Genomic DNA, 18,313 nt, shown 5'->3' on the forward strand with positions numbered 1-18,313 from the left:
TTTTCAACCCTCCAGGGGCCATAACGTGTAATAACGAGGCCGGAATAGCATATGTCTGAACAAATTGTCACACCTGAAAGCAGCACCCCGGTAGTTCCCAACAACGAAGCAAAAATCAACCTGCTGGATCTAAACCGTCAGCAGATGCGCGAGTTTTTTAAAAACTTAGGTGAAAAACCTTTCCGCGCCGATCAGGTGATGAAATGGATGTATCACTATTGCTGCGATAATTTTGATGAGATGACCGACATCAATAAAGTGTTGCGCGGCAAATTAAAAGAGGTCGCGGAAATCCGCGCGCCGGAGGTGGTGGAAGAGCAGCGTTCCTCAGACGGTACCATTAAGTGGGCGATTGCTGTCGGCGATCAGCGCGTTGAAACGGTCTACATCCCGGAGGACGACCGCGCTACGCTGTGCGTCTCTTCACAGGTAGGATGCGCGCTGGAGTGCAAATTTTGTTCAACTGCGCAGCAGGGCTTTAACCGCAACCTGCGCGTATCGGAAATTATCGGTCAGGTCTGGCGTGCGGCGAAAATTGTCGGCGCGGCCAAAGTCACTGGCCAGCGTCCGATCACCAACGTGGTCATGATGGGGATGGGCGAGCCGTTGCTTAACCTGACCAACGTCGTACCGGCGATGGAAATTATGCTCGATGACTTTGGTTTCGGCCTGTCCAAACGCCGTGTAACGCTCTCAACGTCCGGCGTGGTGCCTGCGCTGGATAAACTGGGCGATATGATAGACGTTGCGCTGGCTATCTCCTTGCATGCGCCGAATGACGCCATTCGCGACGAAATCGTCCCGATCAACAAAAAATACAATATCGAAACGTTCCTGGGCGCGGTTCGCCGCTACCTGGAAAAATCCAACGCCAATCAGGGGCGCGTGACGATTGAATACGTGATGCTTGACCACGTCAACGACGGCACTGAACACGCGCATCAACTGGCGGAACTATTAAAAGAGACGCCTTGTAAGATTAATCTGATTCCGTGGAACCCGTTCCCTGGCGCGCCGTATGGCCGCAGCTCCAACAGCCGTATCGATCGCTTTTCTAAAGTTTTGATGAGTTATGGCTTCACGACCATCGTACGCAAGACGCGTGGCGATGACATTGATGCGGCGTGCGGACAGTTGGCAGGCGACGTGATTGACCGTACTAAACGTACCCTGCGTAAGCGTATGCAGGGAGAGGCGATTGATATCAAGGCTATTTGATAGCAGTTGCGCCACGGTGCATTCATTATACCGTGGTGCAATGTCAGTTGAATAATGCTTTACGTTGTACTTGTCTGGTCAATAATAACGGTGCGTTTTTGTCGACTTTAAGGCAGTATGTAACGGTACAACAAGAGTTTAGCCTTGTGTCTTAAGCGGTTTTGTCATCTGCGGCCTGACAGGCTTATACTGTCTGACTAAGGTTAACTCACCTGATGTTTCGCGGTGTGGGCGGGCATTACGGCTCGTCGGCACCTGAATCCTAATTTACACGTACCTGTAGCTGTAGCGAATGAATACTGAAGCCACGCACGACCAAAATGAAGCACAAACCACCGGCGTTCGTCTGCGCAATGCCCGTGAACAACTCGGACTCAGCCAGCAGGCTGTCGCTGAGCGACTTTGCCTGAAGGTTTCTACGGTACGCGATATTGAAGAAGATAAGGCGCCGTCCGATCTTGCTTCAACCTTTCTGCGCGGATATATCCGCTCATATGCGCGTCTGGTACATGTTCCAGAAGAGGAACTGCTGCCGGGGCTGGAAAAGCAGGCCCCGCTGCGCTCCGCCAAAGTCGCCCCAATGCAGAGTTTCTCATTAGGAAAGCGTCGTAAAAAACGCGACGGCTGGTTAATGTCTTTTACCTGGCTGGTACTGTTTGTGGTCGTGGGGCTGACTGGCGCCTGGTGGTGGCAGAACCATAAGGCGCAGCAGGAAGAGATCACGACGATGGCCGATCAAAGCACGGCTGAACTGAGCGCAGATAAAGACAGCGGCCAAAGCGTACCACTGGACACCCGTGCCGCGACAAGCCAGGATACGACGCCAGCGCAAACGGCTCCTGCGACGCCGGTTGATTCGACGGCGGCGACGCAAACGCCAGCGCCAATGCAAAATACGGTAGTCGCGCCTTCGCAGGCGAATGTCGATACGGCTGCCACATCTGCCGCGCCAGCGGCAACGGAGACGCCGTCCGCGTTGCCGACCGATCAGGCTGGCGTAGCGGCGCCTGCTGCCGATCCGAACGCGCTGGTGATGAATTTTACCGCTGACTGCTGGCTCGAAGTAACTGACGCCACGGGTAAGAAACTGTTTAGCGGTATGCAGCGTAAAGATGGCAATTTAAACCTAACCGGTCAGGCGCCTTATAAGCTTAAAATTGGCGCGCCGGCCGCGGTGCAGATCCAGTATCAAGGAAAACCTGTCGATCTGAGCCGCTTTATCAGAACTAATCAGGTTGCGCGTCTGACCCTTAATGCCGAACCAACACCGGCGCAGTAACAGACGGGTAACGCGGGAGATTTCTCATGCATAACCAGGCTCCGATTCAACGTAGAAAATCGACACGTATTTACGTTGGGAATGTGCCGATTGGCGATGGCGCCCCCATTACCGTCCAGTCGATGACCAACACGCGCACCACGGATGTGGCGGCGACGGTGAGTCAAATTAAAGCGCTTGAGCGCGTGGGCGCGGATATTGTGCGTGTTTCCGTGCCAACCATGGACGCTGCCGAAGCGTTTAAGCTCATCAAACAGCAGGTTAGCGTCCCTCTGGTCGCCGATATTCACTTCGACTACCGCATTGCGCTGAAAGTAGCGGAATATGGCGTCGATTGCCTGCGCATCAATCCCGGCAATATCGGTAACGAAGAACGCATTCGTATGGTGGTGGACTGCGCGCGCGACAAAAACATCCCTATCCGTATCGGCGTAAATGCCGGATCGCTGGAAAAAGATCTGCAGGAAAAGTACGGCGAGCCGACCCCGCAGGCATTGCTGGAATCGGCAATGCGCCATGTCGATCATCTCGATCGTCTCAACTTCGATCAGTTCAAAGTGAGCGTAAAAGCTTCCGATGTATTCCTTGCCGTTGAGTCTTATCGTCTGTTGGCTAAACAGATCGATCAGCCGCTGCATTTGGGGATCACCGAAGCGGGCGGCGCGCGTAGCGGGGCGGTCAAGTCGGCGATCGGTTTGGGTCTGTTGTTATCGGAAGGCATCGGCGACACGCTGCGCGTATCGTTGGCGGCCGACCCGGTGGAAGAGATTAAAGTAGGGTTTGATATACTGAAGTCGCTGCGCATTCGCGCGCGCGGCATCAATTTCATCGCCTGCCCGACCTGTTCTCGCCAGGAGTTTGACGTTATCGGCACGGTGAACGCGCTGGAGCAACGTCTGGAAGATATCATCACCCCGATGGATGTCTCGATCATCGGCTGCGTGGTGAATGGGCCGGGCGAAGCGCTGGTATCGACGCTGGGTGTGACGGGCGGCAATAAGAAAAGCGGCCTGTATGAAGACGGCGTGCGTAAAGATCGTCTCGATAACGACGATATGATCGCGCAGCTTGAATCCCGTATTCGCGCGAAAGCAAGTCAACTTGATGAAGCGCGTCGGATTGACGTCCTGCAGGTTGAAAAATAAGAACGTGATGGGAAGCGGCGTGCTTCCCGTGTATGATTGAACCCGCATGGCTCCCGGTTCGTTCGGGGAAGCGCTGAGGGTTCATTTTTATATTCAGAAAGAGAATAAACGTGGCAAAAAACATTCAAGCCATTCGCGGCATGAACGATTATCTGCCTGGCGAAACCGCCATCTGGCAGCGCATTGAAGGCACACTCAAAAACGTGCTCGGCAGCTACGGTTACAGTGAAATCCGCTTGCCGATTGTAGAGCAGACCCCGTTATTCAAACGCGCGATCGGTGAAGTTACTGACGTGGTTGAAAAAGAGATGTATACCTTTGAGGATCGCAACGGCGATAGCCTGACATTGCGTCCTGAAGGTACGGCGGGCTGTGTACGCGCCGGCATCGAACATGGTCTCCTGTACAATCAGGAACAGCGTTTGTGGTATATCGGGCCGATGTTCCGTCACGAGCGTCCGCAAAAAGGTCGCTACCGTCAGTTCCATCAGCTAGGCGCCGAAGTCTTTGGCTTACAAGGCCCGGATATCGACGCGGAGCTGATTATGCTGACCGCACGCTGGTGGCGCGCGCTGGGCATCGCTGAACACGTTAGTCTGGAGCTGAACTCTATTGGTTCGTTAGAAGCGCGTGCGAACTATCGCGATGCGCTGGTCGCGTTCCTCGAACAGCATCAAGAGACGCTGGACGAAGACTGCAAACGCCGTATGTATACCAATCCGCTACGTGTGCTGGATTCAAAAAACCCGGACGTGCAGGCGCTGCTCAACGACGCGCCTGCTTTGGGCGACTATCTCGATGACGATTCACGCGAGCACTTTGCCGGTCTGTGCAAATTGCTGGACGCGGCGGGGATTGCCTACACCGTCAACCAGCGTCTGGTGCGCGGTCTTGACTACTACAACCGCACTGTATTTGAATGGGTAACAAGCAGTCTGGGGTCACAAGGCACCGTCTGTGCAGGTGGTCGTTACGACGGTCTGGTAGAACAACTGGGCGGTCGCACTACCCCGGCAGTGGGCTTTGCGATGGGCCTGGAACGACTTGTTTTGTTAGTTCAGGCAGTTAATCCGGAATTTATTGCCTCTCCTGTTGTCGATATATACCTGGTGGCTGCCGGCGCGGAAACGCAGTCTGCGGCAATGACGCTGGCGGAGCGGCTGCGCGATGAAATGCCAGGCGTGAAGCTAATGACAAACCACGGCGGCGGCAACTTTAAGAAACAGTTTGCCCGCGCCGATAAGTGGGGCGCCCGTATTGCACTGGTTCTTGGCGAATCTGAAGTCGCCAATGGGACTGTTGTAGTGAAGGATTTGCGCTCCGGTGAGCAAACGGCAGTGGCGCAGGACAGCGTCGCCGCGCATTTGCGCACTTTATTGGGCTAAGGAGAAGGACAGCGTGGAAATTTACGAGAACGAACACGACCAGGTGGATGCGATTAAACGCTTCTTTGCCGAAAACGGCAAAGCGCTGGCTGTCGGAGTGATTTTAGGGGTTGGCGCGCTGGTTGGCTGGCGTTACTGGGGCAGCCATCAGACGGAGTCCGCGCGTGCTGCTTCTCTGGCGTATCAAAATGCGGTGACGGCAGTAAGCGCCGATAAGCCGGATAGCATTCCTGCCGCTGAAAAATTCGCGGCTGAGAATAAAAATACCTATGGTGCGCTGGCGTCTATGGAACTGGCGCAGCAGTTTGTGGATAAGAATGAACTTAAAAAAGCCGAAGCCCAGTTGCAGCAGGGGTTGGCGGCCACCAGCGATGAAAATCTCAAAGCGGTAATTAATCTGCGTCTCGCTCGCGTTCAGTTGCAGCTCAAGCAAGCTGACGCCGCGCTGAAAACTCTGGATGCCATTAAAGGCGAAGGATGGACGGCCATTGTCGCTGATTTGCGTGGCGAAGCGTTGCTGAGTAAGGGTGATAAAAAAGGCGCGCGCAGCGCATGGGAAGCGGGCGTCAATAGCGATGCTTCTCCGGCGTTGAGCGAAATGATGCAGATGAAAATCAATAATTTGTCCATCTGAGAGGGACCCGATGCAATTGCGTAAATTACTTCTGCCAGGGTTGCTTTCCGTTACCCTGCTCAGCGGCTGTTCACTGTTTAGCGGCGAAGAAGATGTCGTTAAGATGTCTCCATTACCGCAAGTTGAAAACCAGTTTACCCCGACCACTGCCTGGAGCACCTCTGTCGGGAACGGAATTGGCGACTTTTATTCTAACCTTCATCCGGTAATGGCAGATAACGTGGTCTATGCAGCCGATCGCGCGGGCGTGGTAAAAGCGCTCAATGCGGATGATGGCAAAGAGATCTGGTCTGTGAATCTGGGCGAGAAAGACGGCTGGTTCTCCCGTTCGTCCGCGCTATTGTCCGGCGGCGTCACGGTCGCGGGCGGTCACGTCTATATCGGCAGTGAAAAGGCCGAGGTTTATGCGCTGAATACCAGCGACGGCACCACGGCATGGCAGACGAAGGTCGCAGGCGAAGCGTTGTCTCGTCCGGTTGTCAGTGATGGAATCGTCCTTATCCATACCAGCAACGGTCAGTTGCAGGCGCTAAATCAGGCGGATGGCGCAATTAAATGGACGGTGAACCTGGATATGCCTTCGCTGTCTCTGCGCGGCGAATCTGCGCCGGCAACCGCGTTCGGCGCGGCTATCGTCGGTGGTGATAATGGCCGCGTCAGCGCCGTGTTGATGCAACAAGGGCAGATGATTTGGCAACAGCGTATCTCCCAGGCCACTGGCCCAACGGAAATTGACCGTTTGAGTGATGTCGATACCACGCCGGTTGTGGTAAACGGCGTCGTTTACGCGTTGGCGTATAATGGTAACTTAACGGCGCTGGATCTGCGCAGTGGTCAGATTATGTGGAAACGCGAGCTGGGTTCGGTCAATGACTTTATCGTCGACGGCGACCGTATCTACCTGGTCGATCAGAACGATCGCGTGCTGGCGCTGACCACTGACGGTGGCGTAACGCTGTGGACGCAAAGCGATCTGCTGCACCGTTTGCTGACCTCCCCGGTGCTGTATAATGGTGATTTAGTCGTCGGCGATAGCGAAGGTTATCTGCACTGGATTAATGTTGATGATGGGCGTTTTGTGGCCCAACAAAAAGTAGACAGCTCCGGTTTCCTGACCGAACCGACGGTGGCGGAGGGTAAACTGCTCATCCAGGCTAAAGACGGTACGGTCTACGCGATTACGCGTTAATCGTCACGGTTGTGCGTTTTAAAAAACGGCTCCTGGTGTAGGGGCCGTTTTCCTGTTTTTAACAACGGCGCAAAATGTGCGCGTTGTCTGATGATTTTTTAAATGAGGCTTTAAACATGGTACCTGTGGTCGCGCTTGTCGGGCGCCCTAACGTCGGAAAATCCACGCTATTTAACCGTCTGACCCGCACCCGAGATGCGCTGGTTGCGGATTTCCCGGGTCTGACTCGTGACCGTAAGTACGGTCGTGCGGAGGTTGAAGGCCGCGAGTTTATCTGTATCGACACCGGCGGTATTGACGGCACTGAAGACGGCGTCGAAACGCGGATGGCGGAACAGTCGCTGCTGGCGATTGAAGAAGCGGATGTGGTGTTATTCATGGTCGATGCGCGCGCTGGCCTGATGCCGGCGGATGAAGCGATTGCCAAACATCTACGTTCCCGTGAAAAACCGACCTTCCTGGTGGCGAATAAAACTGATGGTCTCGATCCCGATCAGGCGGTTGTCGATTTTTACTCGCTGGGATTAGGCGAAATATACCCTATCGCCGCATCGCATGGTCGCGGCGTATTGAGCCTGCTGGAACATGTGCTTTTGCCGTGGATGGATGATGTCGCGCCGCAGGAAGAGGTGGATGAAGACGCAGAATACTGGGCGCAATTCGAGGCGGAAGAAAATGGCGAAGAAGCGCCGGAAGATGACTTTAATCCGCAGGATCTGCCGATTAAGTTAGCGATTGTGGGTCGCCCGAACGTAGGTAAGTCCACGCTCACTAACCGTATTCTCGGCGAAGAACGCGTGGTGGTATACGACATGCCCGGCACTACTCGCGACAGCATTTATATCCCGATGGAACGCGACGAACGGGAATATGTGCTGATTGACACGGCGGGGGTGCGTAAGCGCGGGAAAATCACCGATGCGGTAGAAAAGTTCTCGGTGATTAAAACGTTGCAGGCGATTGAAGACGCTAACGTCGTACTGTTGGTTATCGATGCGCGCGAGGGGATCTCTGACCAGGATTTGTCTCTGCTGGGCTTTATCCTCAATAGTGGGCGCTCACTCGTTATCGTAGTCAACAAATGGGATGGCCTGAGCCAGGAAGTCAAAGAGCAGGTGAAAGAGACGCTGGATTTCCGTCTGGGCTTTATTGATTTTGCCCGCGTTCATTTTATCTCTGCGTTGCACGGTAGCGGCGTCGGTAACCTGTTTGAGTCCGTACGTGAGGCTTACGACAGTTCCACTCGCCGGGTGAGCACTGCGATGCTGACCCGTATCATGACGATGGCGGTTGAAGATCATCAGCCACCGCTGGTACGCGGTCGCCGCGTGAAGCTGAAATATGCCCACGCTGGCGGCTATAACCCGCCGATTGTGGTTATTCACGGCAACCAGGTAAAAGATCTGCCGGATTCCTATAAGCGCTATCTGATGAACTACTTCCGCAAGTCGTTGGAAGTGATGGGAACGCCCATTCGCATTCAGTTTAAAGAAGGGGAGAACCCGTATGCGAACAAGCGTAACACGCTGACGCCAACGCAAATGCGCAAACGTAAGCGTTTGATGAAGCATATCAAGAAAAGCAAGTAACGCTTTTTCAGTAATGTTCCAGGCCTGACAAGCGTAGCGCTATCAGGCCTTTCGAGTAAAAGTGAATTACGCGCCTGAGGAGAATGTTATGGAAATAACCTGCCCCGTTTGCCATCACGCGCTGGAGCGCGATGGCGATACTGCGCATTGCGCGACATGCGCTAAAGATTTTGCGTTGCAGGCGATTTGCCCCGACTGCCGCCAGCCGTTACAGGTTTTGAAAGCCTGCGGCGCGGTGGACTATTTTTGCCAGAACGGTCATGGTTTAATTTCAAAAAAACGGGTTAATTTCGTCATTCTCGATCAATAAAACCGCTGGCGACGTTACGCCGCAGAAGGGCCAACGTCTTATTCGGCTAAGGGCAAAATAGCTATTCAATATCCCCGTAACATTAGCAGAGTCATCCTGCCCGGCGGCTATTTTATCCTTTTATTTACCCACTTATTTATAGTAAATATTATTCCTCGGAATTTATATTAAATTTACCGTAATCTTCGCGGCGGACGAATTAGCCATAAAACAGGTATATAAAAAGGCGCGGCTAACACGCTAAACACGTGTCGAATTTGTGCGATTTCCATATTAATCACAAATGCACGCTTCACCTTTTTGCCACAGTTCGACCAGAGAGGCTGGCGCATCGTTTTCGGGAACCAGAATAACGATGTCTGTATATTGCGCCTGTTGGTGCTGCGTCCAGATTATCTGGATTCGGAAATAGCGCTGGTCACCTTTGCCGGGTGAGTTCACCTGGCCCGGCGGCGAACCCACGGGTAACGTCTGCTTCAGAATATCGGTGATCCGCTGGCGTTGGAGAGCCGTCAACGTTGCTAACGCAATCTTGCGCTGCTTATTTAGCTTAGGGATAAATGCCACCCCGCCTTCACGCGCCAGTTCCACAATGGCGTCATCGGTAAGCTCAGGGATATCCATCTATAGCACTCCTACGGTTTTCCATGCCTGCTCAATGGCGGAAGCCGTTGTTTGCCCGGAACGTTTTTCTCCGTGGGCAATGGTGAGTCTGGCAAAGTCCGCAAAACTGGCATTTTGGGCGAGATTGCGATCGCACAGCGTATCATACCAGGCATAACCGGCTTTTTCCCAGGCATAACCGCCGATTTGGCGGGCGGCCAGGTAAAATGCCCGGTTCGGGATGCCGGAATTAAGATGCACACCGCCATTGTCTTCACGGGTTTTAATAAAATCCTGCATATGAGCAGGCTGAGGGTCTTTTCCAAGTAGCGGATCGTCATACGCGGTGCCCGGCGCGGCCATAGAGCGTAACCCTTTGCCGTTAATACCTTTAGCCAGTAGCCCTTCGCCAATAATCCAGTCAGCCTGCCCGGCAGTTTGCTGGAGATGAAACTGTTTTACCAGTGAACCAAAAACGTCGGAAAGCGATTCATTCAGCGCGCCAGCTTGCTCAAAATAAATTAACCCGGCTTCTGTTTCTGTAACGCCGTGAGTCAACTCATGCGCGACGATATCAATCGCAATCGTAAAACGGTTAAATATTTCTCCATCGCCGTCGCCAAATACCATCTGCTGCCCATTCCAGAACGCGTTCTGGTAGTCGCGACCGTAGTGTACTGTACCGATCAGCGCCAGACCTTTATTATCCAGCGAGTCGCGATGATACTTTTGCCAGAAAAATTCGTGGGTAATGCCGAGATAATCATAAGCTTCATCAACGGCGATATCGCCGTTGGACGGTTGTCCCTCATGGCGAACCTGTAATCCAGGTAATTCCTGAGCTTGTCTGGCGTCGTAGATATCGCGTTCAAGCTGGCCTGGATGGGCGGGATGGGACACAGGTGATTTGACAGGATTATGCGCCATCAGAGTTTGCACATGCGTTAACGTCAGACGAGCGCATCGCTGTTGGGGCGCCGAGCCGTTCGCGATAATACGGCGCAAAATATAAGGTGGGATCACAGTGTGGCAAGAAACAGTATTCATACCGATCTCCTTATGGCGGACAATGCCGAAAAGAACATCAGTAGTATAGATTGTGAGCATCAAAGCATTATATGCTTTTATCCTAAACGGATCTTTTTTACAGGTTTGATGGCGGTCACTTCACTGGTCACCCAACCGTCTTTCAGGCGCGTGGTCATTATATCGCCCACGTTAAGCTGTTTCACTTTTTTCAGCACGTGACCGTCGGTTGCGGTTGAGACACTGTAGCCTCGCGCCATCGTCGCCAGCGGGCTAACGGCTTCCAGGTGCGTTACCGCATTACCGAAACGCTCGCGCTGTTCGCTTAACCGTGCGCGGAGGTTTTCCGCCAGACGATATTCCAGTTGCTGAACGCGCGACTGCGCACGGTGAATACGCGGTTGCGGGTTTTGTTGATTCAGACGCTGCGTTAGGCGCTGCTGCTGCTGGGCTGCGCGTTTTAGTTGGGCTTCAAGCGCGATGCTCATGCGTTGGCGTAGCCGTTCCAGAGCAGTCTGTTGACGCGCCAGTCGCAGTTGCGGATGCTGTTGTTGCAGACGGTGGTACAGTTGGGTAAACCGCCGCTGGCGGTTAGCCAGATAATAATCCATCGCCATTTCCAGCCGCTGGCGCGCGGTCTGTATCTGGCGCAGCAGCTCCTGCTGGTTACGGCTGACGATTTCCGCCGCTGCGGACGGCGTGGGCGCGCGCAGGTCGGCGACAAAATCGGCTATCGTGACGTCCGTTTCGTGGCCGACGGCGCTCACCACCGGAATGGTGCTGGCAAAAATTGCTCGTGCGACGCGCTCGTCGTTAAAGCTCCATAAATCTTCCAGCGACCCGCCGCCGCGCCCGACGATCAGCACGTCGCACTCTTTGCGGATGTTAGCAAGCTCAATGGCACGCACGATCTGCCCTGGCGCGTCGTCGCCCTGAACTGCTGTTGGGTAGATAATGACCGGCAACGACGGATCGCGGCGTTTCAGCACGTGAAGAATATCGTGCAGCGCCGCGCCGGTTTTCGAGGTGATAACCCCTACGCAGTGGGCTGGGGAGGGCAACGGTTGTTTATGTTGCTGATCGAACAACCCTTCAGCCTGCAATTTGGCTTTTAGCTGCTCATACTTCTGCTGCAAAAGCCCTTCGCCCGCGGGCTGCATACTTTCGGCGATAATCTGATAGTCGCCGCGCGGCTCGTACAGCGTAATATTGGCGCGTACCAGTACTTGCTGCCCGTGCTGCGGGCGGAACGTGACCCGACGATTGCTGTTACGGAACATCGCACAGCGTACCTGAGCGGTATCGTCTTTGAGCGTAAAGTACCAGTGACCCGAAGCAGGCTGCGTGAAATTAGAAATCTCGCCGCTGATCCATACCTGTCCCATCTCCTGTTCTAACAGCAGACGAACCGTCTGGTTGAGGCGGCTTACGGTAAAAATTGAGGAAGTCTGAGAGGATAACATGTGAGCGGGATCAAATTCTAAATCAGCAGGTTATTCAATCGATAGTAACCTGCTCACAGGGGATCGCAAGCACTATTTGCAAAAAAGTGTAGATGCAACCGATTACGTTCTGTATAATGCCGCGGCAATATTTATTAACCTCCCAGGTGAGATATTGCCCATGCTACGTATCGCTAAAGAAGCCCTGACGTTTGACGACGTCCTCCTTGTTCCCGCTCACTCTACCGTTCTGCCGAATACTGCCGATCTCAGCACGCAGTTGACGAAAACCATTCGTCTGAATATTCCTATGCTTTCTGCGGCGATGGACACCGTGACTGAAGCGCGCCTGGCAATTGCCCTGGCACAGGAGGGCGGCATCGGTTTTATCCACAAAAACATGTCTATTGAGCGCCAGGCGGAAGAAGTTCGCCGCGTGAAGAAACACGAGTCCGGCGTAGTGACCGACCCGCAGACCGTCCTGCCAACCACCACGTTGCATGAAGTGAAAGCCCTGACCGAGCGTAACGGCTTCGCGGGCTATCCGGTGGTGACTGAAGACAACGAGCTGGTAGGTATTATCACTGGCCGTGACGTGCGTTTCGTCACCGATCTGAACCAACCGGTCAGCGTTTATATGACGCCGAAAGAGCGTCTGGTGACCGTTCGCGAAGGCGAAGCCCGTGAAGTCGTACTGGCAAAAATGCACGAAAAACGCGTAGAAAAAGCGCTGGTCGTTGATGATAACTTCCATCTGCTTGGCATGATTACCGTAAAAGATTTCCAGAAAGCGGAACGTAAACCAAACTCCTGTAAAGATGAGCAGGGCCGTTTACGTGTCGGCGCCGCGGTCGGCGCAGGCGCGGGCAACGAAGAGCGCGTTGACGCGCTGGTGGCGGCAGGCGTTGACGTACTGCTGATCGACTCTTCTCACGGTCATTCAGAAGGTGTGTTGCAACGTATTCGTGAGACGCGCGCTAAATATCCGGATCTGCAAATCATCGGCGGCAACGTCGCGACGGGCGCAGGCGCTCGCGCGCTGGCGGAAGCGGGTTGCAGCGCGGTGAAAGTGGGTATCGGTCCGGGCTCTATCTGTACCACCCGTATCGTTACTGGTGTGGGCGTGCCGCAAATTACCGCGGTGTCCGACGCGGTGGAAGCGCTGGAAGGCACCGGGATTCCGGTTATCGCTGACGGCGGGATTCGCTTCTCCGGCGACATCGCTAAAGCCATCGCCGCTGGCGCGAGCGCCGTCATGGTCGGCTCTATGCTGGCCGGTACGGAAGAGTCTCCGGGCGAAATCGAACTCTACCAGGGCCGTTCTTACAAATCTTACCGCGGCATGGGCTCGCTGGGCGCGATGTCCAAAGGTTCCTCCGACCGTTACTTCCAGAGCGATAACGCTGCCGACAAACTGGTGCCGGAAGGTATCGAAGGCCGCGTAGCCTATAAAGGTCGCCTGAAAGAGATCATTCACCAGCAGATGGGCGGCCTGCGCTCCTGTATGGGGCTGACCGGTTGTGCTACCATCGACGAACTGCGTACTAAAGCGGAGTTTGTGCGTATCAGCGGTGCGGGTATCCAGGAAAGCCACGTTCACGACGTGACCATCACCAAAGAGTCCCCGAACTACCGTCTGGGCTCCTGATTTTCTTCGCCCGACCTTCGCGTCGGGCGATTTATTTAATCTGTTTCACTTGCCTCGGAATTAGCGTCAATGACAGACAATATTCATAAACATCGCATTCTCATCCTGGATTTCGGATCGCAATACACTCAGTTGGTCGCACGTCGCGTGCGTGAACTGGGCGTTTATTGCGAACTGTGGGCATGGGATGTAACTGAAGCACAAATCCGTGAGTTCAATCCAAGCGGCATTATCCTTTCCGGCGGCCCGGAAAGTACCACCGAAGAAAACAGCCCGCGCGCGCCGCAGTATGTCTTTGAAGCAGGCGTGCCGGTATTTGGCGTCTGCTACGGGATGCAGACCATGGCGATGCAGCTTGGCGGTCATGTAGAAGGTTCTAATGAACGTGAATTTGGTTACGCGCAGGTCGAAGTGCTGACCGACAGCGCATTGGTTCGCGGTATTGAAGACTCCCTGACCGCTGACGGCAAGCCGTTGCTGGATGTCTGGATGAGCCATGGTGATAAAGTGACGGCGATTCCGTCCGACTTCGTCACCGTCGCCAGCACCGAAACCTGTCCGTTCGCGATTATGGCGAACGAAGAAAAACGCTTCTACGGTGTGCAGTTCCACCCGGAAGTGACCCATACCCGCCAGGGGATGCGGATGCTGGAGCGTTTTGTACGCGATATCTGCCAGTGTGAAGCGTTGTGGACTCCGGCGAAGATCATCGACGATGCCGTAGCCCGCATTCGCGAGCAGGTAGGCGATGATAAAGTCATTCTCGGTCTCTCCGGGGGGGTCGACTCCTCCGTGACCGCGATGCTGCTGCACCGTGCGATCGGTAAAAATCTGACTTGTGTTTTCGTTGATAACGGTCTGCTGCGCTTGAACGAAGCCGAGCAGGTGATGGACATGTTTGGCGATCATTTCGGTCTGAATATCGTTCACGTTCCGGCAGAAGAGCGCTTCCTGTCCGCGTTGGCTGGCGAGAATGATCCGGAAGCCAAGCGTAAGATCATTGGCCGTGTTTTCGTGGAAGTGTTCGACGAAGAAGCGCTCAAGCTGGAAGACGTGAAATGGCTGGCGCAGGGGACTATCTATCCTGATGTGATCGAATCTGCCGCCTCCGCAACCGGTAAAGCGCATGTCATCAAATCTCACCACAATGTCGGCGGCCTGCCGAAAGAGATGAAGATGGGGCTGGTTGAACCGCTGAAAGAGTTGTTCAAAGATGAAGTACGTAAGATTGGTCTGGAGCTGGGCCTGCCGTATGACATGCTGTATCGCCATCCGTTCCCGGGGCCGGGCCTCGGCGTGCGCGTACTGGGCGAAGTGAAGAAAGAGTACTGTGACCTGCTGCGTCGCGCAGACGCTATCTTCATTGAAGAGCTGCGCAAAGCGGATCTGTACGACAAAGTGAGTCAGGCGTTCACTGTCTTCCTGCCGGTCCGTTCCGTGGGCGTCATGGGTGATGGGCGTAAGTACGATTGGGTGGTCTCCCTGCGTGCCGTCGAAACTATCGACTTTATGACCGCGCACTGGGCGCATCTGCCGTATGACTTCCTGGGGCGCGTTTCCAACCGCATCATCAATGAAGTCAACGGGATTTCCCGTGTGGTGTATGACATCAGTGGTAAACCGCCGGCAACAATTGAGTGGGAATAAGCCGATAACCCTTCCTGTGTTTTCATGAACAGGTAAAAGTGAACTTAACCCTCTGTTCTTGCAGAGGGTTTTTCTTTATGTGCATTCATGTTTTCTCACCTCTTCTGATATTGGGGTTTTTCCATCATTTTCTGCTTTTTTAATCCGATGTAATTCACCCGGGTCGTGGCTTTTGCCCCGGTCAGCGCTTTCTGCCGCAGCTTTTCCTCGTACCAGAATTCATCTCGTTCGGGGGCATTGCCGCTGCCTTCACCCGCAGACGGGACATACAGCACGGATATTATCGCACCCACATACGGAATCCCCCGGGTGGCTCCCAGTACACCGGTCAGGGACCATTCCCACCGGACCTGAGTCATTACGCCAGTAGCGGTCCCCGGAGCAAGCGGTGCAGCCGTTGCCTGAGCAGGTGCATTTGCGCCTCCGTCGTCAGGCTGGGCAAAAATTGTCATCTGTCCAAAGTTATCAACGGGCTCTTCGGCAGTACCGGCATCCGTGCAGCCTTTCGCCTTCAGGCAGGATTGTGCATACACCGGCGTTACCCAGGGGGGGCGGGGTTAAGTTCCCGCATAGTTGCCGGAGGAGGGCGCGGGGGGTATCCAGAGGTAAAGCGCTTCGTGTCGCAGCCATCGTCCTTTTCGTCCGGCGCAGGTACATCGTCGTTGTCCCGTACTCTATTTTCCCCGCCTCCAGTCGCAGGTAACTCCCGTCGCCGATCAGCGTGATGCGTTTTTTCCCGGCAAAAGAGATGTCACTCGCTGAGCTCAGCCTCAGCTTCTTCTCTGCAAACAACCGCAGGCTGGCGTTTTGCGCCTGGACATCTATTGCCCCTTCTCCGGATTTCAGGCTCAGTTGTCCGGTGTGGGCAAAGAGCCCCAGCTTCTCCCCGGCCAGTTGCATATCTTCACCGCTGGTCAGCGCCATCCCTTCCGGGGCGGTCATCAGCAGCACCTCGTTTATTCATTTTCCCCTGAGCAAGTATCTGCTCTTTCGTCATATCGGCATACCGCATATCATCAGCAGTGAAGTCAATGAAAAACATCTACCAGACAACTTTGATAATTGAATTATACATTGATAATAAAATCCTTATGAGTCTTTAAAATGTGGAAGACTCAATGGTTTCCTCCATTTTATTAGTTAGTGAAATATTGAGATGAACTGACTCCACCATCTTTTGTGATCAACTGGAATTGTGTATCCTTCAACATAGTCGTTAACACCATTTATTGAAAAAGAGTTATCTCCAAGAATATCCCCTGGAAAAAAACAGCATCAGCAAATACACCATCAAATTCTGAAAAATGAAATGGAGAACTTTGCCCTAAATATTTTCCATTTTTATCATATAAAACAAGAAATATGTCATTACATATGAAGTTTTGATACGCCGCATAGGGTGTAGTGGGTAATATGTCGTAAGCGACTATTTTAAATTGACCATCTTGGCTTACTTTTTCATAAATATAGTTAAACTTGCCAAAAAAAGCTACAGGTGAAAAAACAAACCATATGAATAATAGTATTACAAAATAACAATTTTACTCACAGAGCATATTCTCATAACTCAATCACCCTATCTTTATCAAGTGGAGGAGTCCATAATACATCAGAAAAAACGATGTAATCTCCACCAGTGTTGTGTTTTTTTTGCCATTCTCTAAAATCTGAATTAAATACAGGCACAAAAAGAATTTTGGTCATATCGGGTAAGCCATAATCTGGTAAATGGGATATGGTCCCGACCCGGGCGTTCAAAATACGCTGGATGTTATCCAATACAGATAAAATGACCTGGTCTTCTTCGTTAATAACTTCAAGGGGAAGATCCCCTGTAAAGTTGCAAGTAAGAATTTCATACAATGAAGGTGTTTTTCGGTCCATAATTGATTTTTTCCCACACTCTGTGCTGGTAATGGATAAGGCAAATCAATTTTCGGTGCGCCTGGTAACCAACGGCCTGATTTTTTCATTAAATACCCGAAAATCTCATCATAAGTTAAATTGACGTCAGACATTGAATCATTTTTGAACCAGTATTCAGGATAGTAGAATAGATCTGAGACACATGGCTCTGAGAAATTCAACTCTATCAGGCTAAGAGCATAACCTTGTAAGGCCTCATTACCTTCAGCGGTGCTTATAAATTCTATTATTTATTTCGCCTCATGGAAAGACAAGTCCGCTTGATATTTAGCTTGATAAAGGGCCGTCTTTACAAAATTTTCTGTAGAAATCCATGAGTGGTAGTCACGAAAATCGCTAAATTCAAACTTAGTAACAGCAAAGATATTCCACTTTTCTATCAATGCATTCACTTTGCTAGATATTTCGTCGGACCCAGTATCTATGAGATTCGTTAATTCTTCTGCAATTGCTGTCATAGATTGCATTTTATCGTGATGAATTTCAGAGGGGGTTAATCTAACTGGCAATGGCGTAATAACCTCATGTACATTACTATTATGTTAACCTTATAACTTAAGGCTGCTATGCGGCAGCCATATTATTTTTCTGTTCATGATTTTGTTTGACCTATGAGTCTTTGAATAAAGGAAGCCCTTGAGATTTCCTCCATTTAATTACTTCATTCAATGCACCTTCAGGTGAATCATTTTCAGGTGTATCTGGATAGTATATAAAGTCACTAACTTCTCCGGTTCCAACCAGTACAGTCAGAAAATCAAGGAGATTATCCAAATAAAGTTCTAGCTCGTCACCCTTGAGTGATGGCGATGATCTATGATTTGCATAAAATTCATCCAATATTTTCTTAAATTCACTTTCGGTATAACTTTCCAATTTCTCTTTAACATTATTAATATCAATCATAATAGGCTCCCTCATTCCCCGTAATGAATGAATTTATGAAGTTTTGGCGTTGTAATTCGCAAATTATCGATATCATACACTCCACCACCTTCTTCAATAGGTTTTATGTGATGTATTTCAAACTTCTTAATTACTTGTTTTGGTCCTACATAATGTCCAGCAAATGGAGCTGTTGGTGCTTTCCCCTCTTGCATCGCCTCTATATTACCGTTACTAAACTGTTTTGATAGCTCTGGATCTTTGCTTATTTCTAACCATAAATCCTCCCGAGACTTACGGAAACTATCATAGTGTCTTCCACGTAATTTATCTGCAATATTTGAAGGGATTTTAGCACCCTCTCCATTGTTTGTTACAGACAAATCA

General features: G+C 52.1%; 18 protein-coding genes and 2 pseudogenes. 10 read left to right on the forward strand and 10 right to left on the reverse strand.

The window, feature by feature from the left end:
• The first annotated feature begins 51 nt into the window (after positions 1 to 51).
• From ACE15A_RS05660 to ACE15A_RS05695, 8 genes are all read left to right on the forward strand, one after another.
• Entirely contained in the window at positions 52 to 1,218 is a 1,167-nt protein-coding gene (locus ACE15A_RS05660) for a bifunctional tRNA (adenosine(37)-C2)-methyltransferase TrmG/ribosomal RNA large subunit methyltransferase RlmN (RefSeq protein ID WP_000003212.1), read from the forward strand.
• Positions 1,219 to 1,510: 292 nt separating this feature from the next.
• Positions 1,511 to 2,497 (forward strand): cytoskeleton protein RodZ, encoded by a 987-nt coding sequence (gene rodZ, locus ACE15A_RS05665; RefSeq protein ID WP_053510733.1) that lies wholly within the window; start codon positions 1,511 to 1,513, stop codon positions 2,495 to 2,497.
• Between the two features lie 26 nt (positions 2,498 to 2,523).
• On the forward strand, positions 2,524 to 3,642 hold the full coding sequence (ispG, locus tag ACE15A_RS05670; RefSeq protein WP_002954226.1) for a flavodoxin-dependent (E)-4-hydroxy-3-methylbut-2-enyl-diphosphate synthase: 1,119 nt from the start codon (positions 2,524 to 2,526) through the stop codon (positions 3,640 to 3,642).
• Positions 3,643 to 3,752: 110 nt separating this feature from the next.
• Positions 3,753 to 5,027 carry a histidine--tRNA ligase gene (gene hisS / locus ACE15A_RS05675; protein WP_023245977.1) on the forward strand — a complete coding sequence of 425 codons (1,275 nt, stop codon included), beginning with the start codon at positions 3,753 to 3,755 and terminating at the stop codon, positions 5,025 to 5,027.
• Positions 5,028 to 5,040: 13 nt separating this feature from the next.
• Positions 5,041 to 5,661 (forward strand): YfgM family protein, encoded by a 621-nt coding sequence (locus tag ACE15A_RS05680; protein ID WP_023245976.1) that lies wholly within the window; start codon positions 5,041 to 5,043, stop codon positions 5,659 to 5,661.
• A gap of 10 nt (positions 5,662 to 5,671) precedes the next feature.
• Positions 5,672 to 6,850 carry an outer membrane protein assembly factor BamB gene (bamB, locus tag ACE15A_RS05685; protein ID WP_023245975.1) on the forward strand — a complete coding sequence of 393 codons (1,179 nt, stop codon included), beginning with the start codon at positions 5,672 to 5,674 and terminating at the stop codon, positions 6,848 to 6,850.
• A 116-nt stretch (positions 6,851 to 6,966) separates the two neighbouring features.
• Positions 6,967 to 8,439, forward strand: a complete 1,473-nt coding sequence (gene der / locus ACE15A_RS05690) for a ribosome biogenesis GTPase Der (RefSeq protein WP_023245974.1) — start codon at positions 6,967 to 6,969, stop codon at positions 8,437 to 8,439.
• Between the two features lie 88 nt (positions 8,440 to 8,527).
• The gene (locus tag ACE15A_RS05695; protein WP_023245973.1) at positions 8,528 to 8,749 is read left to right on the forward strand and encodes a zinc ribbon domain-containing protein; all 222 of its coding nucleotides are present in this window, start codon (positions 8,528 to 8,530) and stop codon (positions 8,747 to 8,749) included.
• Between the two features lie 273 nt (positions 8,750 to 9,022).
• Here ACE15A_RS05695 and ACE15A_RS05700 read toward each other — a convergent pair whose 3' ends face one another.
• The 3 genes from ACE15A_RS05700 to xseA form a co-directional block, all read right to left on the reverse strand.
• Complete coding sequence (locus ACE15A_RS05700) at positions 9,023 to 9,373, reverse strand: protealysin inhibitor emfourin (RefSeq protein WP_053510731.1); 351 nt, start codon at positions 9,371 to 9,373, stop codon at positions 9,023 to 9,025.
• Positions 9,374 to 10,399 (reverse strand): M4 family metallopeptidase, encoded by a 1,026-nt coding sequence (locus tag ACE15A_RS05705; protein WP_023245971.1) that lies wholly within the window; start codon positions 10,397 to 10,399, stop codon positions 9,374 to 9,376. It abuts the gene before it with no gap.
• A 77-nt stretch (positions 10,400 to 10,476) separates the two neighbouring features.
• Positions 10,477 to 11,841: an exodeoxyribonuclease VII large subunit gene (gene xseA, locus ACE15A_RS05710; protein ID WP_023245970.1), complete on the reverse strand. Its 1,365-nt coding sequence runs from the start codon at positions 11,839 to 11,841 to the stop codon at positions 10,477 to 10,479.
• Positions 11,842 to 12,001: 160 nt separating this feature from the next.
• On the opposite strand from xseA, the gene guaB reads away from it, so the two are divergent.
• Positions 12,002 to 13,468: an IMP dehydrogenase gene (gene guaB, locus ACE15A_RS05715; RefSeq protein ID WP_000944174.1), complete on the forward strand. Its 1,467-nt coding sequence runs from the start codon at positions 12,002 to 12,004 to the stop codon at positions 13,466 to 13,468.
• A 69-nt stretch (positions 13,469 to 13,537) separates the two neighbouring features.
• Entirely contained in the window at positions 13,538 to 15,115 is a 1,578-nt protein-coding gene (guaA, locus tag ACE15A_RS05720; RefSeq protein ID WP_053510729.1) for a glutamine-hydrolyzing GMP synthase, read from the forward strand.
• A gap of 95 nt (positions 15,116 to 15,210) precedes the next feature.
• Here guaA and ACE15A_RS05725 read toward each other — a convergent pair whose 3' ends face one another.
• The 7 genes and pseudogenes from ACE15A_RS05725 to ACE15A_RS05755 all read right to left on the reverse strand — a co-directional run bounded on the left by ACE15A_RS05725 (position 15,211) and on the right by ACE15A_RS05755 (position 18,309).
• Positions 15,211 to 15,648: a hypothetical protein gene (locus ACE15A_RS05725; RefSeq protein ID WP_023245967.1), complete on the reverse strand. Its 438-nt coding sequence runs from the start codon at positions 15,646 to 15,648 to the stop codon at positions 15,211 to 15,213.
• Positions 15,581 to 16,075, reverse strand: a pseudogene (locus ACE15A_RS05730) (DUF2345 domain-containing protein); the annotation flags it as partial. The gene ACE15A_RS05725 and the pseudogene ACE15A_RS05730, both read right to left, overlap by 68 nt.
• 266 nt (positions 16,076 to 16,341) lie before the next feature.
• Entirely contained in the window at positions 16,342 to 16,641 is a 300-nt protein-coding gene (locus ACE15A_RS05735; protein ID WP_220529945.1) for a DUF6201 family protein, read from the reverse strand.
• A gap of 37 nt (positions 16,642 to 16,678) precedes the next feature.
• Positions 16,679 to 16,999, reverse strand: a pseudogene (locus ACE15A_RS05740) (DUF6402 family protein); the annotation flags it as partial.
• Between the two features lie 272 nt (positions 17,000 to 17,271).
• A complete protein-coding gene (locus ACE15A_RS05745; RefSeq protein ID WP_064055719.1) occupies positions 17,272 to 17,499 on the reverse strand; it encodes a hypothetical protein in 228 nt (75 codons plus the stop codon).
• A gap of 151 nt (positions 17,500 to 17,650) precedes the next feature.
• Complete coding sequence (locus ACE15A_RS05750; RefSeq protein WP_072158779.1) at positions 17,651 to 17,947, reverse strand: bacteriocin immunity protein; 297 nt, start codon at positions 17,945 to 17,947, stop codon at positions 17,651 to 17,653.
• Positions 17,948 to 17,958: 11 nt separating this feature from the next.
• Entirely contained in the window at positions 17,959 to 18,309 is a 351-nt protein-coding gene (locus ACE15A_RS05755) for an HNH endonuclease signature motif containing protein (RefSeq protein WP_023245961.1), read from the reverse strand.
• Positions 18,310 to 18,313 lie beyond the last annotated feature (4 nt).

It is taken from the genome of Salmonella sp. HY31 (genome assembly GCF_042604575.1).
Taxonomy (GTDB): Bacteria; Pseudomonadota; Gammaproteobacteria; order Enterobacterales; family Enterobacteriaceae; genus Salmonella; species Salmonella diarizonae.